The organism is Geomonas subterranea, assembly GCF_019063845.1.
GTDB classification, from domain to species: domain Bacteria; phylum Desulfobacterota; class Desulfuromonadia; order Geobacterales; family Geobacteraceae; genus Geomonas; species Geomonas subterranea.
Genome location: NZ_CP077683.1, coordinates 3639273 through 3663378, shown reverse-complemented (window position 1 = coordinate 3663378; position 24106 = coordinate 3639273). Strand labels below are relative to the sequence as shown.

The window sequence follows — 24106 nt, the reverse complement described above, 5'->3', positions numbered from 1 at the left end:
TTTGATTGACACGGGATTGGACCGCTGGTACAGTTTCTCCCATTAGAATCCCAATCAGCCCAAAGGAGAACAGCACCTATGAGTCTCACTACCTTGGTAACTAAGGAAGCCCCCGATTTTACAGCGCAGGCGGTAATGCCCGATAATTCTTTCGCAGAGCTCACTCTGTCCAAATATCGCGGCAAATACGTCGTCCTCTTTTTCTACCCGCTCGACTTCACCTTCGTCTGCCCCTCCGAGATCCTCGCCTTCAACAAGAGGGTGGCTGAGTTCAAGGAGAAAAACTGCGAGGTGATCGGCGTTTCGGTTGACTCCCGGTTCACCCACCTGGCCTGGAAGAGCACCGCGGTGGAAAACGGCGGTATCGGCAACGTCCAGTACCCGCTGGTCGAGGACCTCGACAAGTCCATCGCCAGGAGCTACGGCATCCTGCTGAACGAGTCGGTCGCGCTGCGCGGGCTCTTCCTCATCGACACCAAAGGTGTTGTGCGTCACTCGGTCATCAACGACCTGCCGCTGGGGCGCAGCGTCGGCGAAGCGCTCAGGATGCTGGACGCCCTCCAGTTCGTCGAGACCCACGGCGGCGAAGTCTGCCCGGCCAACTGGCAGGAAGGCGAGGATTCAATGAAGGCTTCCACCGCAGGCGTTGCAGAGTATCTCGCCAAGAAGCACGGCAAGTAATTGACTATCTAGCCACAGGCTGAACAGGAAAAAGGCGCGGTTTTTCAAACCGCGCCTTTTTTGTCAGTTGATCCCTACAATGATAGAGTTAGTGCTGTCTTGCCAATGAAAGCCATCTATGCTACAAGAACATAGCATTTACCGACATGTAGCTCAAAAAGGAGTCGACATGCGTACCAAGGCCACCTTGTTATCCCTGTTGCTGCTCATGGTTTTTGCCACGTCTTCGTTTGCGCTGGAAGGTCAGCAGCCGGAGGCCATTGCCGAGAAGATGGCGTTCAAACTGGTTCGCGGGGTGACCAATACGGTGACCTCAGTGGCCGAGGTTCCCAAGCAGTCGTACCTGATGGTTCGGGACCGCGGCGGCATCGGCTATGTGGTCGGGCCTTTGAAAGGCGTGGGCATGGCCTTCTATCGCTTGCTGACCGGTCTGACCGAGACCGTGTTCTTCGCGGTCCCCCAGCCTGGCTATTACGATCCCCTGATCACCCCGGAATACGTCTGGGAGGGATGGGAGGAAAAAAGGGTCGAACCGAGAGGGCAGAGCGAAGCTCAACCCGTTCAGGCCAAGGGAGAGTAGATGATGGGGAAGAGGTTTGTTTTTCTGGCCATGCTGGCGCTGGCCCTGGTCCTGACGGCGAAGAACGGGCACGCCGCCGATTCCCGCTCCTTGGATAGCGCCTCCCCGCAGGAAGTGGTGGACGGCATGGCAAACAAGTTGGTCCGGGGTGTCGCCAACATCGCGACCGGATGGCTGGAGATCCCCAAGCAGATCTACATCACCTGCAAGGAGGACGGGGCTGCCAAATGTGTCACCGTCGGTCCCCTTAAGGGAATTGGGATGACGCTGGTGCGCACGGCATCGGGTGTTGGCGAGACGGCGACGTTCTTTTTGGCCTATCCCGGCTTTTACGATCCCTACCTCGACCCGGCTTACGCCTGGCAGAAGGAGTAGGCGGACCTGGCATCGCCAGCCATTGACGCAAAAAAGATCCAAGGCTTGTTCCGCGACCGGAACCCTTGGATCTTTTTTTATGTCCCGCAATAACGAAGCGCGGAGGCCGGGCGACGTTCTACCCCCTCGCCCTCCGGGAAAGGGGCGGGGTGAGGGTGCTGCTGTGGGAGCGGGGACCGCTGGCATGTCCAGGAGCAGGACATAAAAAAAGGCCGCATCGTGAGATGCGGCCTTTCGCAATTACCCGTTAAGGGGAAATTACTTTGCAGCCGGAGCGGCAGCCGGAGCTTCTTCTTTCTTCTCTTCTTTCTTAGCAGCGGCTTTCTTAGCAGCTTTTTTCTTCTTCGGAGCAGCTTTCTTAGCCGGAGCTTTCTCTTCTTTCTTAACCTCTGCAGCCGGAGCAGCAGCCGGAGCAGCGTCAGCAGCGAAAACAACACCAGCGAAAGCAACAGCAACGAGAGCAGCAACTACGGAGGACAGAACTTTTTTCATGGTAATTCTCCTTGTACAAAATGGGTTGGTGCCCTTTCTTTAGCAGGTAGCGTGCCAGCCTCTCATTATAGCTGTAAACAGTTGAAATACGGTGTGGTGGGTGGTGGCGAGCCCTCCGGGCTCATGAGAACCGCACCCGATATGCTCCAATGAGTACCGCAAATAAGGTATGCGTTGCGACTCGCGGGGCGGCGCGGCGGGTATTTACCTTGCCTCTGCTCCGCTTATTTTGTTATTATGTCCGGTCACGGCTGAACCAGCGTTTTTGGGGGATTTTTGAGCAATAACATACTTTTGTCAGTGGAAAAACCGGCCCGTTACATGGGCGGGGAGATGGGAACAGTTGCCAACCGGGAGGGAGCGCTTCGTTTCGTGCTCGCTTTCCCTGATGTATATGAGATCGGGATGAGTCATCTCGGGCTTCAGGTTCTGTACGGTGTCCTGAAGGGGGTGCCGTGGGTCATGCCCGAACGCGCCTACGCGCCGTGGCCGGACCTCGAGGCGTCGTTGCGCGCCGGGGCGAAGCCCCTGGTCACGCTGGAGGCGGGGACGCCTCTGGCAGAGGCGGACATCCTGGGATTCACCCTGCAGTACGAGCTTTCCTATACCAACATCCTGAACATGCTGGACCTTTCCGGGATCCCGCTGCTTGCCAGCGACAGGCCGCAGGGATATCCGCTCGTCATCGCGGGCGGCCCCTGCGCCTACAATCCCGAACCGCTGGCGGACTTCTTCGACGCCTTCCTGATCGGCGACGGCGAGGAAGCGGTGATCGAGCTGGCGGAATGCGTGCGTAGCGCGAAGGAACAGGGGGTGGCCAAGGCGCAGCTCCTGGAGCGCCTGGCCCGGATCGAAGGTGTCTACGTCCCCTCCCTGTTCGAGGTGAGCTATCACGACGACGGCACTGTTGCCGCCATCACTCCCAGGAAGGAGTGGTACCAGAGCGTGCGCAGGCGTTTCGTCGCGGACCTGGAGACCGCCTACTACCCGACCTCGCCCATCGTCCCGTTCCTAAAGACGGTGCACGACCGGGTGAGTGTGGAGATTTCCCGTGGCTGCACGAGGGGGTGCAGGTTCTGCCAGGCGGGGTACATTTACCGCCCCGTGCGGGAGCGCAGCCCCGAGCGCGTCTTCGAGATCATGGAAGAGGCGCTGCGCAACACGGGATACGACGAGATCTCGCTCCTCTCCCTCTCCACCGGGGACTACGGCTGCCTCACCCCGCTGCTCAAGGGGCTCATGGACCGCTACGCGGCCCAGAAAAAGGCCGTGTCGCTCCCCTCGATGCGCGTGGGAAGCCTCAGCGACGAGATGGCCGAGGAGATCCGCCGGGTTCGCAAGACCGGATTCACCCTCGCCCCCGAGGCCGGGAGCGAGCGGCTCAGAAGCGTGATCAACAAGGGGATCACGGAAGAAGCGCTCCTGGAGAACGCGCGCTCGGTCTACAGTAACGGATGGCGCCTGATCAAGCTCTACTTCATGATCGGGTTGCCGACCGAGACCATGGAGGACGTGGACGGGATCGTGGAGCTTTCCCGTGAAGTGAAGCGGCAGGGGAAACTGGCCGGCAACGGCGGCGACGTCAACGTCTCGGTTTCGAGCTTCGTGCCGAAGCCGCACACCCCGTTCCAGTGGGAGCCGCAGATCACCGAAAGCGAGATCGTCGAAAAGCAGCGCCACCTGCGCGACGCGCTCAAGAAAAAGAAGCTGATCATGAAGTGGCAGGATGCGTCCCTCTCCGGCATGGAGGGGGTCTTCGCCCGCGGCGACCGCCGGCTCGCCAAGCTCCTGATCGAGGCGCATAGCCTGGGCTGCCGTTTCGACGGCTGGTGGGAGCACTTCGATCGTCTGAAATGGGCGCAGGCCTTCGAGAACTCCGGCATCGACCCCGCCTTCTACCTCAGGCGGCGCGAGTTGGGCGAGGTGCTCCCTTGGGACCACATCGACTGCGGGGTGACAAAGCCCTTCCTGCTCAAGGAGCGCGAGGCGTCGCTTGTCGGCCTGGCCACCCCCGACTGCCGTTTCGACCGGTGCACCGGCTGCGGCGTCTGTGATTTCAAGGAAGTGAAGCTGCGGCTCAACGATCCCGTTCCGTTCGGCACCTACGCCCGCGAGGCAGCGGTGCAGGAGCCGACCGAAGACGCGCAGAGGATCCGGATCCGTTTCGAGAAGGTCGGCCGGATGCGTTTCCTGAGCCACCTGGAGATGCTGACCCTGTTTACCAGGGCGGTCGGCCGCTCCGGCATCCCTATCCGCTATTCGCAGGGGTTCCATCCCCACCCGAAGTTTTCCTTCGCCACCGCGCTCTCCGTCGGCATCGAATCCTGCGCGGAGTACATGGATTTCGAGGTTGACGCCGGCTATACGGCGGCCCAACTGCAGGAAGCGCTGAACGCGACCCTCCCGGAGGGGGTACGGGTGCTGGAGGCGCAGGAAATCGCCCTGCGCGCACCGGCGCTGTCCGTGATCATGGACAAGGTGCGCTACCGCGTGACCCTTCCCGAGGAGCTGGCGGTCGACCTGGAGGCGAAGGCGGCGGCGTTCCTCGCCCTGGAGTCGTCGCCGGTCAAGCGCGAGAAGAAAGGGAAGTCGACCGAGTTCGACCTGCGTCACGAACTGGTTGAGCTGAAGGTCGAGGGACGGACGCTGGAGATGGTGGCGGGGCGCGGCAAGCTGCTCGAATTCACCAGCGCCATCCTCGGTGTCCCCACTGAAGAACTCAAAGAGGCGCAGATGGAGAAGCTGGAAGTGCTCTTCAAGGAATAAGGGAGCAGCGCTCTGTGTGACCTCCGTAGGGGCGAATAATCATTCGCCCCCCTTGGCCGCCTTTGGCTGCGGCTTGCGCGTCGACGTGCCGGCGGCAACACTAGCGGCTGGGCGAATGTTATTCGCCCCTACAGGACGCAGGCTTGTAGAACCTGAAACAGTTTGCTTTTGAATTTTATATACAGGAAGGGGTTAGCATGGGAAACGAGCTGGTTATCAACACCACCTCCCACGAGACCCGCATCGCGCTCATCGAGAACGGCACCATCGCGGAGCTGTACGTCGAGAGGAGCAGGGTGAAGGGGATCATCGGCAACATCTATAAGGGAAAGGTGGTCCGGGTGCTGCCCGGCATGCAGGCGGCGTTCGTGGACATCGGGCTGGAAAAGGCGGCATTTCTCTACGTGGCGGACGTCTTCGACGCCATGGACGAGTACGACAGCTACATCGAGCCGGAGGAGGGTGAGGAGCCGGTGCCGCACCCGCTGCACCCCATCGAGGAACTGCTGCAGGAAGGGCAGGAACTCCTGGTGCAGATCTCCAAGGAGCCGATCGGCACCAAGGGGGCGCGCATCACCGCCCACATCTCGCTCCCGGGGCGGCACCTGGTCTACATGCCGACCGTTGACCACGTCGGCATCTCGCGCCGCATCGAGGACGAGGCCGAGCGCGAGCGCCTGAAGGAGATCGTCGACCGCATCAAGCCGGTGGGGGGCGGCTTCATCGTCAGGACCGTCTCCGAAGGGAAGAGCGAGGAGGACCTGGTCGCCGACCTGCATTACCTCACCAAGCTATGGGACGAGATCGCCAAGAAGAAGGACAAGGCGGGTGCCCCCAGCCTGATCCACTCAGACCTGGACGTGACCCAAAAGGTGGTGCGAGACATTCTGACCGAATCCGTCGAGCGCATCGTGGTCGACTCCAAGCCCGAGCACGACAAGATCGTCCAGTTCATCAGCACCTTCATGCCCAAGATGAAGTACTCCATCGAGCTCTACGACGAGGAGGAGCCGATCTTCGACCACTTCGGCCTCGAGGTGGAGATCAGCCGTGCACTGGGACGCAAGGTCTGGCTGAAATCGGGCGGCTACATCATCATCGAGCAGACCGAGGCCCTCACCGCCATCGACGTCAACACCGGTCGCTATGTCGGCAAGCACAACCTCGAAGACACCATCCTGAAGACCAACCTGGAAGCGGTCAAGGAGATCGCCTACCAGCTGCGCCTGAGGAACCTGGGCGGGATCATCATCATCGACTTCATCGACATGGAGAAGGAGGTGAACCGCGAGAAGGTCTACGGCGCGCTCGAGGAGGCGCTCAAGAGCGACAAGTCCAAGACCAACATCCTGAAGATCTCCGAGCTCGGCCTCGTGGAAATGACCAGAAAGAGGGTACGCGAGAGCCTCGGCCGCATGATGTGCGAGCCCTGCCCGTACTGCGAGGGGCGCGGCTACGTGAAGTCCAAAATCACGGTGTGCCACGAGATCTTCCGCGAACTGCGCCGCGAGATGCTCGACATCCGGGGCACCAAGGTGATGCTCACCGTGCACCCGCAGGTGGCCGACCTCCTCTACGACGAGGAGCGCCGCGGCCTCGAGGAGCTGGAGAAGAACTTCAAGAAGCGGATCACCGTGCGCGCCAAGCCCGGTTTCCACCAGGAACAGTTTGAAGTAGCCGTAAGTTAAATAAAGGACCAGGAGAAAAGATGATTGGCACGCCGCTGAAAAATTGTGCGACGAGGATGATGCTGTTGGGTTCGGGTGAGCTCGGCAAGGAAGTGGCCATCGAGGCCCAGAGATTCGGAATCGAGGTGGTAGCGGTGGACCGCTACGCCGACGCGCCGGCCATGCAGGTCGCGCACAGAAGCCACGTGATCGACATGCTGAACCGCGAAGAGCTGGACCGGGTGGTACGCCTGGAGAAGCCCGCATATATCGTCCCCGAGATCGAGGCAATCAACACCGGGTACCTCCTGGAACTGGAAAGAGAAGGGTTCAACGTCGTCCCGACGGCGCGCGCCACCAACCTGACCATGAACCGCGAGGGGATCCGCCGCCTCGCCGCCGAGGAGCTGGGCCTGCCCACCGCCGCCTACCGTTTCGCCACCAGCATGGACGAGTTCGCCGTGGCCGTCGGCGAGATCGGCCTTCCCTGCGTGGTGAAGCCGATCATGAGTTCCTCCGGTAAAGGGCAGAGCGTGCTGCGCGACGCGGCTGACATGGAGCGCTGCTTCACCTACGCCATCGAGGGGGCGCGCGGAGCGTCCAACAAGGTAATAGTCGAGGAGTTCATCCCGTTCGACTACGAGATCACCCTGCTCACCGTGCGTCACGTCGGCGGCACCAGCTTCTGCCCCCCGATCGGCCACCGTCAGATCGACGGTGACTACCACGAGTCCTGGCAACCGACGCCGATGGCCCCGGCCGTGCTGGCCGAGGCGCAGCGTCAGGCCGAGGCGGTGACCGGTGCCCTGGGCGGGCGCGGCATCTTCGGCTGCGAGTTTTTCGTGACCGGCGACAAGGTCTGGTTCTCCGAGGTTTCTCCGAGGCCGCACGACACCGGCATGGTGACCATGATTTCCCAGAACCTGTCCGAGTTCGAGCTGCACGTGCGCGCCATCCTCGGTCTTCCCGTGCCGGAGGTGGTGAGCCAGGGGTGCGCGGCATCCCACGTGATCCTCGCAGAGGACGCTGCAGCCGAGGTGAGCTTCGAGGGGATGGCGCAGGCGCTGGCGGTTCCCGGCAGCAAGCTGCGTCTCTTCGGTAAGCCCGACACCAGGAAGGGGCGCCGCATGGGTGTCGCGCTCGCCTTCGGTGCTGATTGCGACGAGGCCCGCGCCAAGGCTGAAGAGTCGGCGCATTGCGTGAAGATCGTGAAGCGGTAAGGGTAAGTTGGGGTAATCTGGAGGCGTGAGGTTGGGAGGGGGGCGAGGTTTCTGTAGGGGCGAATAAATATTCGCCCAGCCGCAGGTGCCTTCGGCAATGCCCCTGCCGCACGACCCGTACAGTTGGTGTCCAAGGTGATTCGTCTATGGGGGGCGAATGATTATTCGCCCCTACAGGGAGACGCTGAACAAAGGCATGTGTGGACCAATTTTTTGATGATCCGGAGGTGTGCCATGGTATTTGCCGCGAAAGTTTCCGAGATTCCCGAATTTGGCAAGAAGCTGGTCGAGGTGGGAGGGGAGCAGGTTCTCCTGGTGAAGACCAAGGGGACGGTGTACGCCTGCGAGCACGAGTGCCCGCACCAGGGGGCGCCGCTGCAGGGGGCGTTGGTAAAGGAGGCCGGCAAGCTCTCCTGCCAGCGCCATGGCTACCGTTTCGACCTTGTGAGCGGCGCCTGCTCCGAGCACCCGGAGTGCGCTCCCCTGAAGATCTACCCGGTTGAGATCCGCGGCGACGAGGTCTTCGTCGAACTCGGTTAGCCTCTGCCGCTCTCTCCACAGAAAATTCGCAGTAACCGAAAAAAGCCTTGACTCAAAATACTTTTCAGGATAAGTTTGACCGCTCAATTGTAAATCTAGAGTAAAGGTGGTGAAGTACATGTACGCAGTAGTCAAAACCGGAGGGAAACAGTACAAAGTTTCCGAAGGCGACTTCTTGAAAGTCGAAAAACTGGAGGGTGCGGTAGGTGATACCGTCGAGATCTCCGATGTCCTGATGGTTGGCGGCGATAAGGTTGTTATCGGAACACCTTTAGTGCCCAGCGCCTCTGTGGTCGGCAAGATTGTCGAGCAGGGCAAAGACAAGAAGATTCTGGTCTTCAAGTCCAAGCGCCGGAAAAACTCCAGGAAACTTAACGGGCACCGTCAACTCAGGACTATTCTGTTGATTGAGAAGATTAACGCCTAGGTAATATTCAAACGGCGGTGCGGCAGCCGGGATTCGTTGGGATCAGGGCCGCTACCGGCAGAAGGAGCAGAAAATGGCACACAAGAAAGGCGTCGGTAGTTCCAGGAACGGTCGCGACTCCGACGGCCAAAGACTTGGTTGCAAGAAGTTTGGCGGCGAAGCCGTCAAAGCTGGCAACATCATCTACCGTCAGCACGGCACCAAGATCCACCCGGGCAACAACGTGGGCCTCGGTAAGGATTACACGCTGTACGCCCTGATCGAGGGCGTGGTGAAGTTCGAGCGTCTGGGCAGGGACCGCAAGAAGGTCTCCGTCTACCCGGCCAACTAGCCAGCGCAGCAAGACGAAAGTGTGAAAGCCCGGAGCCGCAAGGTCCGGGCTTTTGCCGTTTGCACAGGATAAGACTTAATGAGTTTCATAGATGAAGTAAAGATTTATGTGAAGTCAGGCGACGGCGGTGCCGGATGCGTTTCGTTCCGCCGTGAGAAGTTCATTCCGCTGGGTGGGCCGGACGGCGGCGACGGTGGCAAGGGTGGCGATGTGGTGCTCAAGGTTTCGTCGCACCTCTCCACCTTGCTCGACCTGCGCCAGCATCCGCACCAGAAGGCCGGGCGCGGCAGGAACGGCATGGGCAGCGACCGCCACGGCGCAAACGGTGAGGCCAAGGAGATCCTGCTGCCGCAGGGGACCGTGGTCAAGGACGCCGAGACTGGTGAAATTCTAGCGGATCTGACCGAGCCGGACTCCACCATCGTGCTCCTCAAGGGTGGGCGTGGGGGGCAAGGCAACGCCCGTTTCAAGACCGCGACCCACAAGGCGCCGAAGTTCGCGCAGCCTGGCGAGCCGGGCGAGGAGCGCTGGATCCGACTGGAGCTGAAGCTCATGGCGGATGTGGGGCTTTTGGGGATGCCGAGCGTGGGCAAGTCTTCCCTGATCACCAAGATCTCGGCTGCGCGTCCGAAGATCGCGGAATACCACTTCACCACGCTCAAGCCCAACCTGGGCGTGGTCAAGTACAAGAACTACCGCAGCTTCGTGATGGCCGACATCCCCGGTCTCATCGAGGGGGCGAGCGAGGGGGCGGGGCTCGGGCACCGTTTCCTCAAGCACCTGGAGCGCACCGGGCAGCTGCTGCACCTGCTCGATCTCTCGTGGATGCCGGACCGCGACCCCATCGCCGAGTACGAGGCGATCAACCGCGAGCTGGCCCTGTTCAACCCGGAACTGGCGGAGAAGCGTCAGACCGTGGTGATCAACAAGATCGACCTGCCGCACGTCAGGGAGAACCTGGAGAAGGTGCTCCCCTACTTCAAGGAGCGCGGAATCAAGGTGTTCCCCATTTCCGCGGCGACCGGCGAGGGGATCCCGGAACTTCTGGACGACATCGCCTTCAACCTGTGGGGCGAGCCGGACGAGACCTGGTAACAATCAGAAAACAGATGTACCGACGAGGGGGAGGGCCGATTGGCCGCTCCCCCTTTTTGTGGCCCGGGTTTTACCGCCGTTTGGGGCAGGCCTGAAATCGGCAATAAGGAAAAGACATGGTAGACTAGCGTTTGTATTTTTTAATAATTGCATGAGCAGGTGGTCCGAATGTTCCAGTAGCATTGCTGCGGCGCAGTTCCCACTTCTTCAGGAGGTCGGGCATGTACCGAATGATTCAGCTGGAATCCCTGATACCGGAGACGCTGCCGGGAGTCGCGCTGTTCATAAGGCATGGCGACAACCACGTGCTGTACAAGGACCCCACGCTCTCATTCACCCAAGGGGACAAGGAGCGGCTGCTCGACAACAACGTGAAGCATCTCTTCGTCAGGGCGGCTGAGATGTCGGTCTACAACCAGTACGTGGAGGCGAATCTCCCGCTGCTACTGAGCGACGACAGTATCGAGCCGGAGCTCAAGCAGAACATGCTGTACCAGGCATCGGTCAACTACGTGCAGGAGATCTTCGACTGTCCCGCTATCGCCATAAGGCAAAACGTGGACCGCTGCAGGAACCTCATCAACCACATCCTCAACGACGTGATGAACTCTGACGGCGTGATGCCGGCCCTGAGCAGCCTGGTCGATCACAACGCCTACACCTATGTGCATTCGGTCCAGGTTGCGACCTATTCCATATCCCTGCATGTCAAGGAGTTCGATCTCGGCCGCGACGAGCTGATGGACGTCGGTATCGGGTCTCTGTTTCATGACTACGGCAAGGTGTACGTCCCCAAGGAGCTTCTGGACAAGCCGGGTAAGCTCTCGGCGACCGAGTTCATGGAAGTGAAGAAACATCCCGTCTATGGCTACAGCACCTTGAGGGATCTGGAGATCTTCACGCCGGTCGCGCTCGGCATCGTGAAGCACCATCATGAAAAGGAAAACGGCAGCGGCTACCCCGATGGCCTCTCGAGCTACGACATCGCCCGGAGCTCGAAGATCACTGCCATCGCGGACGTCTTCAGCGCTCTGACCACCAACAGGTCCTATCGCCAGGCCCTTTCCAAGGAGAGCGCCCTCGAAATCATGTACGGCGAGATGGACGGTTCCTTCGATCTTCAGTACCTGAATACTTTTAGGGACACGCTGCAGTAGCCAGGATGGAAAATGGGAATGAAAAGAGGCATCTGCCCGCTCCGGGGCACGGTGCCTTTTTGTTGGCGGCTAATGGTGGCAGGGGGATGCGGCCATGGTGTCCTCCCTTGCCGCCATACTCCGGGAGCTGCGCATCCGGTCAGCGCAGGGCTGCATCGATCGCCTCAAGCAGCGGGGCGGGATAGACGCCGACCACGAGGATCATGACGGATGCGAGGGAGAGGGCGAGCCCTTCGGCAAACGAGACGGCAGGGGGCGCGGGGGCTTCGCCTCGATGCATGTATAGCTGGGCAACCACCCTGAGGTAAAAATAGGCGGACACTGCGGCGCTCAGGATGCCGATGATGGCGAGGGCAACCGCGCCTCCCTTTATGGCCGAGTAGAAGATGAAGAACTTGCCTATGAAGCCGGCGGCGGGCGGGATCCCGGCCAGAGAGATCATGGCGAGGGCCAGTACGCCACCGCGCAGGGGGGCCGTGAAGCCAAGCCCGGCGTAGTCGGTGATGAGTTCCCGTTCCTTTTCAACGGAGAGCGAAGAGATCGCGCCGAAAGCCGCGAGGTTCATGGCGGTGTAGACGGCACCGTAGAGAAGGACGGCGGCGTAGCCGTCCCTGCTGCCGCTCAACAACGCGAGGGTCAGGTAGCCCATGTGGGCGACCGAGGAGTATGCCAGCATCCTCTTGATGTTCTGCTGCAGTAGCGCAGCCAGGTTGCCGAGCACCATGGAAAGCACCGACATGGCGGCGAGGGGGGCGCGAAGCTCCCACATCGGGGGGGTCAGGGCCAGCAGCATCAGCAAAAGCGCGGCGGCGGCCACCTTGGAGCTGGTGGAAAGAAAGGCCGAGACGGGCGCGGGGGCGCCCTGGTAGACGTCGGGGGTCCAGAGGTGCCCGGGGACCAGCGACAGCTTGAAGGCGATGCCGACCAGGATGACGCCCCACCCTGCGGAGATGATGGCCCTGTTTTCGGGGCGGGCCAGGGCGCCGGAGAGCTGCAGCGTGCCGCTGCCGGTGAAGAGGAGGGCGAAGCCGAAGGCCGTGAAGGCGGCGGCGACCGCGCCGAGCAGGAGGTATTTGAGCCCGGCCTCCCCGGATTCCGCCCGGTTCAGGTCCATGCTCACGAGTATGTAGAAGGCGAAAGAAACCGACTCGAGCGCCAGGAACAGGATGAGCATGTTGGTGGCGCAGGGGAGCACGCAGAGGGCGAACAGGGCGAAGAGGACGGTGGCGGGGAATTCTTCCCCCTTGATGCCCCGGCGCTGGTTGTAGCTGTGGGAGAGGAGCAGGGTGACGGCCGCCGCCAGGCAAAAGAGCGGGATGAGGAAGCGGGCCAGCGGCGTGAAAGCGAGGCCAGCGACGGCTTGAGTGGTTGCCGGTGCCGTGAGCGCCGCCCACAGGCCGGCAGCAGCGGCCGCGGTCACCCCAATGGCCGTGAGGCTCGCTGACAATAGCACCGGCCCGCACAGCAGCACGAACAGCGCCGCCCCAGCGGTGATCACAATCGGCATGATCGTATATAAATCTTGTAGGGTCATTCAAGCTCCAAAGCTGAAAAGCTCACCACAGAGTTCACAGAGGTCCACAGAGGGCTCAGAGGATAATCCTTTCGATACCGTCTTTCAGGTGCACCTCCCCAAAATTCAGGAGTAAACCCAACTTCTTTTTACTTAGCTTCAGGTAGGACAACAGCTGTGCCTTATGTACAGGGTGAAGCTTTTCAAGTGCCTTCAGTTCCACGATTATCTGGTTCTCAACAAGCAAGTCGACTCGATAACCTAAGTCGATGGTCACGCCGTCATAATAGACAGGGAGACAGAGTTGGCTGTCAGTCCTGAAACCTCGCTTTTGGAGTTCGTGGACCAGACATGCCTCGTACGCGCTTTCCAGTAGGCCCGGACCTAGTGCAGTATGGACTTTGAGAGCTGCATCGATGATATGCCCTGTAATGACGTTAGCATCCATACAAGGTTTTCCTCCGTGCCCTCTGTGGACCTCTGGGTCCTCTGTGTTCCGGGTTATGGTTTAAGCAGTACCTCCAACGGCATCCTAAACAGCTCCAGCACTGGCCCCGGGTGCACGCCCAGCCCTACCACCAACAGCGCCATCACCGCCAATACACCCGCCTCCCTCGGCGACAGGTCCTTCAGTTCCAGCGGCTTCTTCTCCTTGCCAAACAGCACCTCCTGCACCAGCCGCACCGTGTAGACCAGGGTGAGTATGGTCCCCAGGAAAGCGATAGCAGCCGCTAACGGCGCGACGCGGAAGGTACCCACCAGGATGATCAGCTCGCTTACGAAGTTGTTGAGCCCCGGCACCCCGGCGGATGCCATGTTGAAGACGAGGAAGAAGAAGGAAAAGACGGGAATCTTGCCCCAGGTGCCGCCGTAGCCGGAAAGATCACGGCTGTCGGCCCGCTCCTCCAGCATACCGACCACGAGGAAGAGCGCGCCCGTTGTTATGGCGTGGTTCACCATCTGCAACAGCGCGCCGGAAACCGCCACGGGGCTCCAGGCGGCAATTCCGAGCGCGACGAAGCCCATGTGGCTGACGCTCGAATACGCCAGCATGCGTTTCATGTCCCGCTGCGCGAAGGCGATCCAGGCGAAGTAACCGATGCCGAACACGGCCACCACGTAGACCAGCGGCGTGAGGGCGCGCGATGCCTCGGGGAAGAGAGGATAGGCGATGCGGATAAGCCCGTAGGCGGCAGTCTTGGAAAGGAGGCTGCCGAGCATGAGGGTGCCGGCTACCGGTGCGTCACAGTAGGCGTCTGGCTGCCAGGTGTGCAGCGGGAACAGCGGGAACTTGATGGCGAAGGAGAGGAGGAACGCGGCGAAGAGCCACAGCCCGATACCGTAGGGAATCACGGTGCGGACCAGCTCGGGGAGGGCGAAGGTATAACTGCCGCTCTGCGCCCCGTGCATCAGGTAGAGCGTGATGATCGCCACCAGCATGAGCAGCGAACCCACGAAGGTGTACAGGAAGAACTTGATGGTGGAGTACACCGGCCGGCCGCTCCCCCAGACGCCGATCAGAAACAGCATCGGGATCAGCATCGCCTCCCAGAAAAGGTAGAAGAGGAACAGGTCGAGGCTCAGAAACAGCCCCTGGACGGCGGCTTCAAGGGCGATCAAAAGCGAGAAGAAGAGCCCGGCGCGCTCCCTCACCCGCCAGGCGGAAACGACGGCGATCAAGGTGATGAACGCGGTCAGCAGCGTCATGACCAGGCTGATCCCGTCCATGCCCAGGGTGTAGCGGATTCCGAAGCGCTCGATCCATGGAGCATCCTGGTAGAGAAAGAAACCGGCCGGCGCCCCCGCGGCAATCCCGCCCGACAGGGCGAGCGGCCAGAGGCAAAGGGCGAGCTCTGCCAGGCTGAAGGCGAGCGCCACCCAGCGCACCGCCGCGTCGCTGCGGCGCAGCGCGAACACCAGCAGCGACCCGAAAAGCGGGAGAAAGACCAGCAGCGTGAGTATCGGGATGTGAGAGGTCATCGGCAGTTCCCGTTGGCGCGCAGGCGCCGGTTACGTTACAGCGCGAGCCAGGCGAGGTACCCAAGGATGAGGGCGCCACCGGCGGCGAAACTGATGAGGTAGACGGCGACCTTCCCGGTGCTCCAGCGCCCCAGCAGGCGCCCGGCGCCACCTATGCCGGACCCGAGGCCGTCCACGGAGGCATCTATCACCCCACGGTCCACCCGTTCCCAGAGGAAGTCGGCGCATGCCTGGTAAGGACGGATCAGGACCAGGTGGTACAGCTTGTCAAAGTACCACCCTTGCGACAGGAAGGAGATCAGCACCGACGGCTGCGCCTGCGCCTCCCGCATCCGATCCGCACGTCCCTTGCCGTACCGGAAATACGCCGTGAGCAGTCCGAGTAGTGCCATGGCTCCGGCCAGGATCTGCATGGCGATCTCCTGCTCATGCGAGACCTTCAGGAGGTCGCCAGCGGGAAGTCCCTCGAAGAAAGCGCTCAGGTACCCGCCGCCCAGGTAGGCAGGGAGGTCGAGAAGGCCACCTAACAGTCCGAGGATGGCGAGCGGGACCAGCACAAGTTCCATCACCGTGAGGCCGGAGCTGCGGTGCACCTGCCCGTTGCCGCCTGCGAAGACGAGGAACACCAACCGGAAGCTGTAGTAGGCGGTGATCAGCGCGGTGAGCAGGCCCAGCAGGTATAGCGCCTGGTACAGCACTCCCCCCTTGAGCCACACCGCCAGCAGAATGCTGTCCTTGCTGAAGAAGCCGCCGGTGAGAGGGATGCCGGCCAGGCAGGCAGCGCCGGCCAGGAAGCTCCAGAAAGTAAGCGGCAGCGAGCGCCTCAACCCGCCCATCTTGTAGATGTCCTGCTCGTGGTGCATGGCCGCGATGACGCAGCCGGCACCGAGAAAGAGCAGCGCCTTGAAGAAGGCGTGCACCAGCAGGTGGAAGGTCGCCGCGGTCACGGCCCCCGCGCCCACGCCGAGCATCATGTAGCCGATCTGGCTGATGGTCGAATAGGCGAGGACCCGTTTCAGATCGCGCTGCGCGAGGGCGCAGGTGGCGCCGTAGAAGGCGGTCACCCCCCCGGTGACCGCGATGGCGGCGAGGGCCGCCTGGGAACTCCCGATCAGCGGCAACAGGCGCGCCAGCAGGTAGACACCGGCGGTCACCATGGTCGCGGCGTGGATCATGGCGGATACCGGTGTCGGACCGGCCATGGCGTCCGGAAGCCAGACCATGAGCGGCATCTGCGCCGACTTGCCCATGGCGGCGATCAGAAACAGGATCCCCAGCATGGTGATGACGGAGCCCGGCATGAGGAACCCCATCCCGTTCACCTTGGTGATGGAAAGGGTGCCGAAGAGCTGGAACAGCCAGGCAAGGGCGATCATCAGCGCCACGTCGCCGATCCTTGTGGTGATGAAGGCCTTCCGGCCGGCGTCGGCGTTTTCCGAATCCGAGTACCAGAAGCCGATCAGGAGGTACGAGCAGAAGCCCACTCCCTCCCAGCCGAGGTACAAAAGTGGCAGGGTCTCCCCGAGGACCAGGGTCAGCATGGCGAAGACGAACAGGTTCAGCAGGGCGAAGTAGCGCGCGTAATCTTCGTCCTCGCGCATGTAGAAGACGGAATAGACGTGGATCAGCCCGCAGACGAAACCGATCATGACCGTCATCGACAGCGAGAGGGGATCGAGGTAGAGCGAGAAGGGGACGGAGAGGTCGAAGCTCGCGAACCAGTCGGTGAGGGTGATCACCTGGGGACCGGTGTAGGCGGCGGCCGCGAGCACGGCGCAGGCAAAGCTCCCCCAGACCGTGGCGCAGGCGAGCACCTCCACCAGCGCGCGCGGCAGCTTGCGTCCGGCCACCGCGCAGGCGAGCCCGCCCAGAAGCGGGAAAAGGAGCATCAATGTGAGGTAGGTAGGAAGCATCCTTGTCCTTTGTCGTTCTGTTTCTGTCCAACATCCCCTCTCCCACTGGGAGAGCGTGCCCGCAGGGCGGGTGAGGGCGGTGCTAATGCGGCAGCGCTGCCACTGCTGCTCCTTCCCCCCGGTCCTCTCCCGGGGGAAGAGGGAGGGAAAGAAAGGGCTATCCCTTCATGGAGTCGAACTGGTCCGTGTTGACGGTGTTCTTGCGCCGGTGCAGGTAAACGACCATGGCGAGCGCCAGGGAGACCTCCGCGGACGTCAGTGCCATCAGCATCAGGGAGAAAAGTTGTCCGTCGGCGATGCCCCAGTGGGCGGAGCCGCCGACAAAGGTGAGCATCACGGCGTTCAGCATGATCTCGATGCCGATCAGCATCATGATCACGTTGGCGCGCCAGGCGACCACGCAGCCAAGGCCCATGGCGAACATCAGGGATGCCACGATCAGCACGTGGGACAGCGGTACGCTCATCTGCGCCTCCCGAGGTAGAGCGCGCCCACCAGCGCGAAGAGGAGCTGCATGGAAACGACTTCCACGGCAACCCCGTACTGCTTGAACAGCGCGAAGGCGAACTGGCGCACCGGGATCTCGACGAACCCGGGAGGCACCGCCTGCAGGCGGGAGCAGAGCAGGACCACCAGCGAGCCGACCACCGCGCCCGCCAGGAGCAGGGCCGGCAGCCAATTCTTGAAGTGCGGCTGCGGGAGTTTCTCGGGCGACTCCAGTTCCAGCATCATGATGACGAACAGGAATAGCACCATGATGGCGCCGGCGTAGATGATGACCTCGAAAGCCGCGATGAGCGGCGCCCCGAGGAGGTAGAACATCAGGGCCAGGGCGAAGAACGAGGTCACCAGGTAGACGATGGAACGCACCGCCTGCCGCGCCGTTATGGCGAACAGGATCCCGGTGAGGAGCACCGCCGCAAGTATGTAGAAAAGTGTCGCTTCCATGTCGCTCCGAAAGTACCGGTGTGTCCGTCTGCCCTGCGTCCCCCTGCGTCCCCGCCCCCGGAGGGGGAGGGACAGGGAGGGGGAGCTGTCTTGCTCCAGCAGTTGCCCCTTGTGTGAAGGGGGCGTCCTCTTCCCCTCACCCAGAGGGAGAGGGAGGACGCCCCTGAGTTCCTATTTCACTCCTACGGCAACAGGCTTCTGGGGTCTGCCGGTGCCTGCTCGCCTTCGCCGCCACCGCGCGGCTGCACCACGCCGGTTCCGGCATGGCGGTAGAAATTGTAATCGGGATCCTTCCCTGTGCCGTCGATCAGCAGGTCCTCCTTCTCGTAGACCATGTCCATGACCTGGCGCCTGCAGTGGAACATCTCGGGCGACATCTGGATGGCGAGCGTCGGGCAGGCCTCGGCGCACATGCCGCACAGGATGCAGCGCGAGAAGTTGATGCGGAACCAGGCGGCGTAGCGCCGGCCGTTCTCCCCTTCCGCCGCGGCCATCGAGATGCAGTCGACGGGGCAGGCCCCGGAGCACAGATAGCAGGCGACGCAGCGCTCGGCGCCGTCGGGGTCGCGGGTCAGGACGATGCTGCCGCGGAAACGCTCGGGCATGGCCCTGCGCTCCTCGGGAAACTGCACCGTGACCGGCTTCCGGAATATGTGCCGGAAGGTGATGGAAAGACCGGTCAGGATCTCTTTTATGTCGTTCAGTATGGGCATCCGTTCCTGCTCGAGGTGTCGTTGGTGCCGTAGTAGATGCCGGCAGATGCTTAGTGTCCGCACCGTACGCCGTGACAGCGCCGGGCGGGCCGGGGCCCGGCAGGCAGCGTGATGCCGCCTGCCGGAAGGAGGTGTCAGTTGGGCCGTAGTGACTTCATCAAGACGTCGAGGGTCTGTCTGTGCTGGTTGTTCTCTGCGTAGGCCAGGGCGGTGGTTCCGGAGTACGACATTGCCAGCGGGTCGGCCCCGCTGTCGACCAGCATCTGCGTGGTCTGGGTGCATCCGTAGTTTGCTGCCAGCATGAGAGGCGTGTGGCCGTCACGGTCGCGGGCGTCGACCTCGGCCCCTTTTTGCAACAGCAGGCGTACCACCTCCGCGTTGCCGTGCGCCGCCGCGAAGTGCAGGGCCGTTTTCCCCTTGTCGCTTCTCGCCACCAGGTTCGCGCCCCGCTCCAACAGGTCGGAGACTTCCGCCAGGTTGCCGGCCTTCGCTGCGTCCATGAGGGGGGTGTGGCCGTTTTTGTCCACCGCATCCACCTGCGCCCTGAACCCTGCCCCCAACTCGACTTCCACGGTTGTTGTCATCGCAGTTCCTCCTTTGTGAGAATACATTGCCCAGTACAACGCCTCTTATCGTAAAGCCAGCCACCACCCGGTGACTAGAATGTTGAGAAGAGCAAGCGGTGTCAGGAACTTCCAGCCCAGGTGCATGAGCTGGTCGTAGCGAAGGCGTGGGAGGGTTCCCCTGACCCAGATGAACAGGAACGAGAAAAGCCCGACCTTGATGAAGAACCACAAGACCGGCGGCAGCAGCGGGCCGCGCCACCCACCCAGGAAAAAGAGCGAGGCGAGCGATCCCAGCGAGATGATGTTGATGTACTCCCCGACGAAGAAAAGCCCGAAGCGCATCCCGGAATATTCCGTGTGGAAGCCCGCGACCAGTTCCCCCTCCGCCTCGGGGAGGTCAAAGGGGATCCTGCGGCACTCGGCCAGGATGCTGACCAGGAAGATGACGAAGGCGACCGGCTGGTACACGATGAAGGGCATGTCGGCCTGCGCGTTGACGATGTCGGCCAGGCTCAACGACTTCGCCAGCATGACAACGGGGACCAGCGACAGCCCCATGGAGAGCTCGTAGGAGATCAGCTGGGACAGGCCGCGTATGCTCCCGAGGAGCGCGTACTTCGAGTTCGAGGCCCATCCCCCGAGGGCGACGCCGTAGACCGCGACGGAGGAGAGGGCCATGAAGAAGAGGACCCCCACGTTCAGGTCGGCGATCTGCAGGTTCACCTGGCGCCCGAATAGCTGCAGCGGCGCCCCGACCGGGATGATGGCGAAGGTCAGTATGGCCGGGATGGCGGCCATTGCCGGCGCCATGGAGAAGAGGAGGCGGTCGGCGGCCGTGGGGATCATATCCTCCTTGGTGAGCATCTTGATCACGTCGGCCAAAGGCTGCAAAAGTCCGAGCGGGCCGACCCGGTTCGGGCCGATCCGGTCCTGGATGAAGCCGAGGATGCGCCGCTCCGCCAGCACCAGGTATGCTGCGCCGGTCAGGATGATGGCGTAGAGCAGCACGATCTTCGCGAGCATCAGCGCTATGTCAGTGGCAGTCCAGGTCATGACCTCATTCCTTCCCGCTTTTGCCTGCCCACGTCCCCTCTCCCTCCGGGAGAGGGTGGCCGGAGGCCAGGTGAGGGAGGTGTCGTGCCAGTGCTATTGAACATGGTGGAGCGAAATGGCGCCCTCACCCCAGCCCTTTCCCAAAGGGAGAGGGAGAGTGTGCAGATGCTGTCGGCGGGGCGAATAATCATTCGCCCGAAACGATGTCGAAAATTCGGACCCCCTCCCCCTCCGGGTCGAGGCTCCTCAGTGCGCTCCATTTCCCAGCCAAAGGCTCCACTACCGGCTCACCCCCAAGCCTCACGATCAACTGCGCCATGACCTGCCAGGCGTCGCGCTCCGCCCCGCCGGGGATGTCCTTGCGGTGTACCCGTGGCGGGTGCAGGGTGACGGCCTCGGTGGCGCTGCCGTAGTACTTCGGGTCGAGCCCCTTCAAGGGAAGCCCGGCAACCCTGCTGCGCTGGAAACGCTGGGCTCTCCCCTCGTAGTTGATGGCGGTGCCGTCGGACTCCACCCAGGTGGTGGTGGGGAGGAAGATGGGGCTTTTCGCCTCGACCGGTCCCCGGCGCCAGTCCGCGCTCGCCAGGACCTCCAATCCGGAGAGGAGTCCTTCCGGCACATCGGCCTCGAAGCAGACTACTCCCCGCACCTGCCGGGCAGCAACCAGCTCGGTCAGGGGGGATGTCGCATGCTCCTGCGCGAGCAGCCCGGCGGCGAATCCGTTCGCCCCCGGCTGCAGTATGACCAGCTTCGCACCGCTGGACGCGATGTGCGCCAGTAGTTCGGGATCCTTCCTGCCGGCGCCGCAGATGACAATCCCCTTGCCGCCCCCCTCGAAGGGGACGTCGTCCAGCGACTCCACGGCGGCGTACTTGAACGGCGGGGTGTTCCGCTCCGGGATCGGGTTGCCGTCGACCAGGAAGATCTGTGCTCCCGCGAGGAATGCCTTGCGCACGGCCAGGGCCAGCATGGGCGCCTCCTCGATCAGGTCGAGCGCGTGCAGGGCGACCCACTGGGCCTGCTCTATTTCCCTGATGTGGGCGCTGTTCTCCTCGTGGAGGAGCCGGGCCGCCGCCACGCTCCCCTGTTGCTGGGCGGCATCGCCGAAGTAGCAGATCCGCGCTCCCCCGGCGGCGCGGGCGAGCCGTGCCAGCAGGATCATTGCTTCCAGCGAGAGCCTCGGGGAACCGACCACGGCAAGGCTGTCGGCGCCGTTTTTGCGCACGAACTCCGCGATGGATTTGGCGGCCGCGTCAACGGCGACATCGTAGCCGCAGGTGGCGCCGTCGAGACGGGGCTCCCTGGGGCGTTGCGGGTCGTTCAGGTACCCCTTGTCGAAGCGGGCCCGGTCGCAGATGAACCAGCCGTTCACCTGGTCGTTGCGGCGTCCGACGATCTTGATGGTCTCGCGCTGGAAGTTCTGCGGAGAGGTGTTGCACCCGACCGAGCAATGCTGGCAGACCGAGGGGGCGAACTGGTAGTCCCAGTAGCGGGCCCGGAAGCGTCCGGTCTTGTCGGTGAAGACCCCGGTCGGGCAGATGTCCACCAGGTTCCCCGAAAAGGGGGACTCCAGCTGTCCCTCCTGGAACCGGCCGAAGTAGACCCGGCCGGCGCTTCCGGTCACGCCGAAGTCGGTGCCGCCGGCGTAGTCCTGGTAAAAACGGACGCAGCGGTAGCACTCGATGCAGCGGTTCATCTCGTGGTGGATCCCCTCCCCCAAGTACTGGTTCTGGAAGGTCCGCTTCTTCCCCTGGTAACGCCGGCGGCTGTGACCTCCGGCGATGGTGAAGTCCTGCAGCAGGCACTCCCCCCCCTCGTCGCAGACCGGGCAGTCGTGCGGGTGGTTCAGCATGAGCCACTCGATGACCAGGGCACGCATCTTGAGCGCCTCGGGGTCGGTGGTGGAGACCACCATGCCGTCCTGGGCCGGCAGGGCGCAGGACATCTGGATTCCCTTCACCGGGCCGTCCAGCAGCTTCACCGCGCAGAGCCTGCAGGCGGCGGCGATGGCCAGGGCCGGGTGGTAGCAGAAATGCGGGATGGTGATCCCGACGCTGCGGGCCGCTTCCAAAACGCTGGTCCCCGGCGCGACCTCCACCGGTATGTCGTCGATGATCAGTTTGGGCATCGTCCTCTTTCATCCTTGTAGCATCTGTCCATTCTCCCCTCGCCCTCCGGGAGAGGGGCAGGGGTGAGGGCGCGGCATGGAACCTTATTTCAGCGGGCACCTCTTCTTGACGATGTGCTCCCGCACCTCGTCCTCGAAATCGCGCAGCAGGCCGTCCAGCGGGGCCATGGCGCCGGGGGCGAGGGCGCAGAAGGTGTAGTTCAGGTACTTCACGTGCTCGCGCAGGATGGTGATGTCGTCCTCCTCGCCGCGCCCGTTCTCGATCCGGGTGAGGATCTCCTTCACGTAGGGAAGGCCCTCGCGGCACGGGGTGCACCAGCCGCAGGATTCGCGGGCGAAGAAGTTGATCAGGTTCAGGGTCGCCTCCACCAGGCAGTGTCCCTCGTCGAAGACGATCACCCCGCCGGAGCCGAGGCGCGAGCCCGCCTTGGCCACGGTGTCGTAGTCCATCGGGAGCGTCCAGTGCTCCGGCTTCAGGAATTGGGTCGAGGCCCCCCCCGGGATGCAGGCCTTGAACTTCTTGCCGTCGCGCATGCCGCCGCAGGCCCCGTCGATGATGTCCCCGAGCGTGGTGCCGATGGGGAGTTCGACGCAGGCGCGGTTCTTGACCGAGCCGCTCACGCAGAAGAGCTTGCTGCCGGCCCCCTCGGGGTTGAGCGCGAGCCCCTTGAACCAGGCGGCTCCGTTGGCGATGATGGCCGGGACGTTGGCCAGCGTCTCCACGTTGTTCACCACGGTCGGTCCCTGCCAGAGCCCTTTCACCGCCGGAAAGGGAGGCTTGGAGCGCGGGTTGGGGCGCTTCCCCTCCAGCGCGTTGATGAGCGCGGTCTCCTCGCCGCAGATGTAGCGGCCGGCGGAGAGGTGCAGGTCCAGTTCGATGGCGTGCTCGCTCCCCAGGATGTGCTCGCCGAGCAGTCCCGCCTTCTTCGCCTCCTCGATGCCGCGAGCCAGGTTGGCCGCGGCCTGCTCGTATCCCTTCCTGATGAAGATGAAGGCGTGCCGGACTCCGAGCGCGTAGCAGGCGAGGGTCATCCCCTCGATCAGGGAGTACGGGTTGTGCTCCAGGAGCACCCGGTCCTTGTAGGTTCCCGGTTCCATCTCGTCGCAGTTGCAGATGAGCCAGCGCGGGCCGGGGAGGTCGCGGGGGACGAAGGACCACTTCCTTCCGGTGGCGAAGCCGGCGCCGCCGCGTCCCCGGAGCCCCGAATCCATCACGGTTTGCTGCACGTCGTCCGGGCTCATCCCGGAGAAGGCCTTTTTCAGCGCCTCGAAGCCCCCCTCCTCGCGGTACTCGTCAAAAGTGACCACGCGGTCGGGGCGGTTATGTCGGAAAAGAGGGAGTTCCATGGTTCCTTGTCGTTCTCTGTCTTTCACCCTGTGGCTGCGCCCTCATCCCCTTCGCGGACCCTTCTTCTAAGGGGAGAAGGGATGGGACTCCCTCGCCCCCCGGGAGAGGGTCGGGGTGAGGGTGCCTTTACCCGTTGTTCCGCTCCGCTTCCAGTATCTTGTCCACCAGTTCAGGCGTCAGCTTCCCGTACGGGACCCCTCCGACCGACATGGCGGGGCTGTCGCCGCACATCCCCATGCAGCAGCAGGGAATCAGCGTGAACACGCCGTCCGCCGTGGTCCCCCCCAGCCCGACGCCGAGCTTGTCCTTCAGGTATTGGATGATCGTGTCGCAGTCGGCGCACCAGCAGGAGATGGAGTCGCAGACGTGGATCACCTTCTTCCCCACCGGGCGGCGGTAGATCATCTCGTAGAAGGTGGCGAGCTCCTCCACCTGCAAAGGCGACAGGCCCAGCAGCACCGCGGCCTCCCCTACCGCCTCGTCGGTAAGCCATCCGTAGTGGGTCTGCAGCTCCTTCATCACGTCCACCGCGGCCTCGCGCGGGGTGATGGCGGAAGCGACGCGCGCCTCAAGCGATGTTTTGAGGGTCTCTGGAATCATTTCCCGGTTCTGC

At 62.7% G+C, this 24106-nt stretch carries 24 protein-coding genes; 11 read left to right on the top strand and 13 right to left on the bottom strand.

Annotated elements, in window-relative coordinates:
* Positions 1 to 78: 78 nt before the first annotated feature.
* The 3 genes from KP001_RS15935 (at position 79) to KP001_RS15925 (ending at position 1636) form a co-directional block, all read left to right on the top strand.
* Positions 79 to 681 carry a peroxiredoxin gene (locus tag KP001_RS15935; protein ID WP_217286568.1) on the top strand — a complete coding sequence of 201 codons (603 nt, stop codon included), beginning with the start codon at positions 79 to 81 and terminating at the stop codon, positions 679 to 681.
* A 169-nt stretch (positions 682 to 850) separates the two neighbouring features.
* Complete coding sequence (locus KP001_RS15930; protein ID WP_217286567.1) at positions 851 to 1261, top strand: exosortase system-associated protein, TIGR04073 family; 411 nt, start codon at positions 851 to 853, stop codon at positions 1259 to 1261.
* Positions 1262 to 1264: 3 nt separating this feature from the next.
* Entirely contained in the window at positions 1265 to 1636 is a 372-nt protein-coding gene (locus KP001_RS15925; RefSeq protein ID WP_217289631.1) for an exosortase system-associated protein, TIGR04073 family, read from the top strand.
* Between the two features lie 258 nt (positions 1637 to 1894).
* Here KP001_RS15925 and KP001_RS15920 read toward each other — a convergent pair whose 3' ends face one another.
* Positions 1895 to 2128 carry a hypothetical protein gene (locus tag KP001_RS15920; RefSeq protein WP_217286566.1) on the bottom strand — a complete coding sequence of 78 codons (234 nt, stop codon included), beginning with the start codon at positions 2126 to 2128 and terminating at the stop codon, positions 1895 to 1897.
* A 276-nt stretch (positions 2129 to 2404) separates the two neighbouring features.
* On the opposite strand from KP001_RS15920, the gene KP001_RS15915 reads away from it, so the two are divergent.
* The 8 genes from KP001_RS15915 (at position 2405) to KP001_RS15880 (ending at position 11331) form a co-directional block, all read left to right on the top strand.
* Positions 2405 to 4894: a TIGR03960 family B12-binding radical SAM protein gene (locus KP001_RS15915; RefSeq protein WP_217286565.1), complete on the top strand. Its 2490-nt coding sequence runs from the start codon at positions 2405 to 2407 to the stop codon at positions 4892 to 4894.
* 197 nt (positions 4895 to 5091) lie between these two features.
* Positions 5092 to 6582, top strand: coding sequence for an Rne/Rng family ribonuclease (locus KP001_RS15910; protein WP_217286564.1), 1491 nt, complete (start codon positions 5092 to 5094; stop codon positions 6580 to 6582).
* Positions 6583 to 6602: 20 nt separating this feature from the next.
* The gene (purT, locus tag KP001_RS15905) at positions 6603 to 7781 is read left to right on the top strand and encodes a formate-dependent phosphoribosylglycinamide formyltransferase (RefSeq protein WP_217286563.1); all 1179 of its coding nucleotides are present in this window, start codon (positions 6603 to 6605) and stop codon (positions 7779 to 7781) included.
* Between the two features lie 234 nt (positions 7782 to 8015).
* Entirely contained in the window at positions 8016 to 8321 is a 306-nt protein-coding gene (locus tag KP001_RS15900; RefSeq protein WP_217286562.1) for a Rieske (2Fe-2S) protein, read from the top strand.
* Between the two features lie 118 nt (positions 8322 to 8439).
* Positions 8440 to 8748: a 50S ribosomal protein L21 gene (gene rplU, locus KP001_RS15895; protein ID WP_015718499.1), complete on the top strand. Its 309-nt coding sequence runs from the start codon at positions 8440 to 8442 to the stop codon at positions 8746 to 8748.
* A 73-nt stretch (positions 8749 to 8821) separates the two neighbouring features.
* Positions 8822 to 9079 (top strand): 50S ribosomal protein L27, encoded by a 258-nt coding sequence (rpmA, locus tag KP001_RS15890; protein WP_217286561.1) that lies wholly within the window; start codon positions 8822 to 8824, stop codon positions 9077 to 9079.
* Between the two features lie 78 nt (positions 9080 to 9157).
* The gene (obgE, locus tag KP001_RS15885) at positions 9158 to 10174 is read left to right on the top strand and encodes a GTPase ObgE (RefSeq protein ID WP_217286560.1); all 1017 of its coding nucleotides are present in this window, start codon (positions 9158 to 9160) and stop codon (positions 10172 to 10174) included.
* A gap of 221 nt (positions 10175 to 10395) precedes the next feature.
* The gene (locus KP001_RS15880) at positions 10396 to 11331 is read left to right on the top strand and encodes an HD-GYP domain-containing protein (RefSeq protein WP_217286559.1); all 936 of its coding nucleotides are present in this window, start codon (positions 10396 to 10398) and stop codon (positions 11329 to 11331) included.
* Between the two features lie 139 nt (positions 11332 to 11470).
* Here the strand turns inward: KP001_RS15880 and KP001_RS15875 are convergent, their stop codons facing one another.
* The 12 genes from KP001_RS15875 to nuoE all read right to left on the bottom strand — a co-directional run bounded on the left by KP001_RS15875 (position 11471) and on the right by nuoE (position 24093).
* Positions 11471 to 12865 carry an NADH-quinone oxidoreductase subunit N gene (locus KP001_RS15875; RefSeq protein ID WP_217286558.1) on the bottom strand — a complete coding sequence of 465 codons (1395 nt, stop codon included), beginning with the start codon at positions 12863 to 12865 and terminating at the stop codon, positions 11471 to 11473.
* A 55-nt stretch (positions 12866 to 12920) separates the two neighbouring features.
* A complete protein-coding gene (locus tag KP001_RS15870; protein ID WP_217286557.1) occupies positions 12921 to 13292 on the bottom strand; it encodes a GxxExxY protein in 372 nt (123 codons plus the stop codon).
* Positions 13293 to 13345: 53 nt separating this feature from the next.
* On the bottom strand, positions 13346 to 14824 hold the full coding sequence (locus KP001_RS15865) for a complex I subunit 4 family protein (protein WP_217286556.1): 1479 nt from the start codon (positions 14822 to 14824) through the stop codon (positions 13346 to 13348).
* A gap of 35 nt (positions 14825 to 14859) precedes the next feature.
* Entirely contained in the window at positions 14860 to 16737 is a 1878-nt protein-coding gene (gene nuoL, locus KP001_RS15860; protein ID WP_217286555.1) for an NADH-quinone oxidoreductase subunit L, read from the bottom strand.
* Between the two features lie 157 nt (positions 16738 to 16894).
* Positions 16895 to 17203 (bottom strand): NADH-quinone oxidoreductase subunit NuoK, encoded by a 309-nt coding sequence (gene nuoK, locus KP001_RS15855; protein ID WP_216497066.1) that lies wholly within the window; start codon positions 17201 to 17203, stop codon positions 16895 to 16897.
* Complete coding sequence (locus tag KP001_RS15850; RefSeq protein ID WP_217286554.1) at positions 17200 to 17685, bottom strand: NADH-quinone oxidoreductase subunit J family protein; 486 nt, start codon at positions 17683 to 17685, stop codon at positions 17200 to 17202. The genes nuoK and KP001_RS15850 overlap by 4 nt, the downstream gene beginning before the upstream one ends.
* Positions 17686 to 17867: 182 nt before the next feature.
* Positions 17868 to 18398: an NADH-quinone oxidoreductase subunit NuoI gene (gene nuoI, locus KP001_RS15845; protein ID WP_217286553.1), complete on the bottom strand. Its 531-nt coding sequence runs from the start codon at positions 18396 to 18398 to the stop codon at positions 17868 to 17870.
* 134 nt (positions 18399 to 18532) lie between these two features.
* The gene (locus tag KP001_RS15840; RefSeq protein WP_217286552.1) at positions 18533 to 18982 is read right to left on the bottom strand and encodes an ankyrin repeat domain-containing protein; all 450 of its coding nucleotides are present in this window, start codon (positions 18980 to 18982) and stop codon (positions 18533 to 18535) included.
* Positions 18983 to 19027: 45 nt separating this feature from the next.
* Positions 19028 to 20017, bottom strand: a complete 990-nt coding sequence (gene nuoH, locus KP001_RS15835; RefSeq protein ID WP_217286551.1) for an NADH-quinone oxidoreductase subunit NuoH — start codon at positions 20015 to 20017, stop codon at positions 19028 to 19030.
* Between the two features lie 187 nt (positions 20018 to 20204).
* Positions 20205 to 22145: a 2Fe-2S iron-sulfur cluster-binding protein gene (locus KP001_RS15830; RefSeq protein WP_217286550.1), complete on the bottom strand. Its 1941-nt coding sequence runs from the start codon at positions 22143 to 22145 to the stop codon at positions 20205 to 20207.
* Positions 22146 to 22229: 84 nt separating this feature from the next.
* Positions 22230 to 23492 carry an NADH-quinone oxidoreductase subunit NuoF gene (gene nuoF / locus KP001_RS15825; RefSeq protein ID WP_217286549.1) on the bottom strand — a complete coding sequence of 421 codons (1263 nt, stop codon included), beginning with the start codon at positions 23490 to 23492 and terminating at the stop codon, positions 22230 to 22232.
* A gap of 127 nt (positions 23493 to 23619) precedes the next feature.
* Positions 23620 to 24093, bottom strand: coding sequence for an NADH-quinone oxidoreductase subunit NuoE (nuoE, locus tag KP001_RS15820; protein ID WP_217286548.1), 474 nt, complete (start codon positions 24091 to 24093; stop codon positions 23620 to 23622).
* Between the last annotated feature and the right edge of the window lie 13 nt (positions 24094 to 24106).

Coding starts and splice junctions, on each gene's coding strand:
- KP001_RS15870 (WP_217286557.1), bottom strand. CDS start 13,292: ATGGATGCTAACGTCATTACAGGGCATATCATCGATGCAGCTCTCAAA.
- purT (WP_217286563.1), top strand. CDS start 6,603: ATGATTGGCACGCCGCTGAAAAATTGTGCGACGAGGATGATGCTGTTG.
- KP001_RS15910 (WP_217286564.1), top strand. CDS start 5,092: ATGGGAAACGAGCTGGTTATCAACACCACCTCCCACGAGACCCGCATC.
- KP001_RS15920 (WP_217286566.1), bottom strand. CDS start 2,128: ATGAAAAAAGTTCTGTCCTCCGTAGTTGCTGCTCTCGTTGCTGTTGCT.
- obgE (WP_217286560.1), top strand. CDS start 9,158: ATGAGTTTCATAGATGAAGTAAAGATTTATGTGAAGTCAGGCGACGGC.
- KP001_RS15840 (WP_217286552.1), bottom strand. CDS start 18,982: ATGACAACAACCGTGGAAGTCGAGTTGGGGGCAGGGTTCAGGGCGCAG.
- KP001_RS15865 (WP_217286556.1), bottom strand. CDS start 14,824: ATGACCTCTCACATCCCGATACTCACGCTGCTGGTCTTTCTCCCGCTT.
- nuoK (WP_216497066.1), bottom strand. CDS start 17,203: ATGAGCGTACCGCTGTCCCACGTGCTGATCGTGGCATCCCTGATGTTC.
- KP001_RS15880 (WP_217286559.1), top strand. CDS start 10,396: ATGTACCGAATGATTCAGCTGGAATCCCTGATACCGGAGACGCTGCCG.
- nuoI (WP_217286553.1), bottom strand. CDS start 18,398: ATGCCCATACTGAACGACATAAAAGAGATCCTGACCGGTCTTTCCATC.
- KP001_RS15850 (WP_217286554.1), bottom strand. CDS start 17,685: ATGGAAGCGACACTTTTCTACATACTTGCGGCGGTGCTCCTCACCGGG.
- KP001_RS15935 (WP_217286568.1), top strand. CDS start 79: ATGAGTCTCACTACCTTGGTAACTAAGGAAGCCCCCGATTTTACAGCG.
- KP001_RS15900 (WP_217286562.1), top strand. CDS start 8,016: ATGGTATTTGCCGCGAAAGTTTCCGAGATTCCCGAATTTGGCAAGAAG.
- KP001_RS15875 (WP_217286558.1), bottom strand. CDS start 12,865: ATGACCCTACAAGATTTATATACGATCATGCCGATTGTGATCACCGCT.
- KP001_RS15830 (WP_217286550.1), bottom strand. CDS start 22,145: ATGCCCAAACTGATCATCGACGACATACCGGTGGAGGTCGCGCCGGGG.
- rpmA (WP_217286561.1), top strand. CDS start 8,822: ATGGCACACAAGAAAGGCGTCGGTAGTTCCAGGAACGGTCGCGACTCC.
- rplU (WP_015718499.1), top strand. CDS start 8,440: ATGTACGCAGTAGTCAAAACCGGAGGGAAACAGTACAAAGTTTCCGAA.
- nuoH (WP_217286551.1), bottom strand. CDS start 20,017: ATGACCTGGACTGCCACTGACATAGCGCTGATGCTCGCGAAGATCGTG.
- KP001_RS15925 (WP_217289631.1), top strand. CDS start 1,265: ATGGGGAAGAGGTTTGTTTTTCTGGCCATGCTGGCGCTGGCCCTGGTC.
- nuoL (WP_217286555.1), bottom strand. CDS start 16,737: ATGCTTCCTACCTACCTCACATTGATGCTCCTTTTCCCGCTTCTGGGC.
- nuoF (WP_217286549.1), bottom strand. CDS start 23,492: ATGGAACTCCCTCTTTTCCGACATAACCGCCCCGACCGCGTGGTCACT.
- KP001_RS15930 (WP_217286567.1), top strand. CDS start 851: ATGCGTACCAAGGCCACCTTGTTATCCCTGTTGCTGCTCATGGTTTTT.
- nuoE (WP_217286548.1), bottom strand. CDS start 24,093: ATGATTCCAGAGACCCTCAAAACATCGCTTGAGGCGCGCGTCGCTTCC.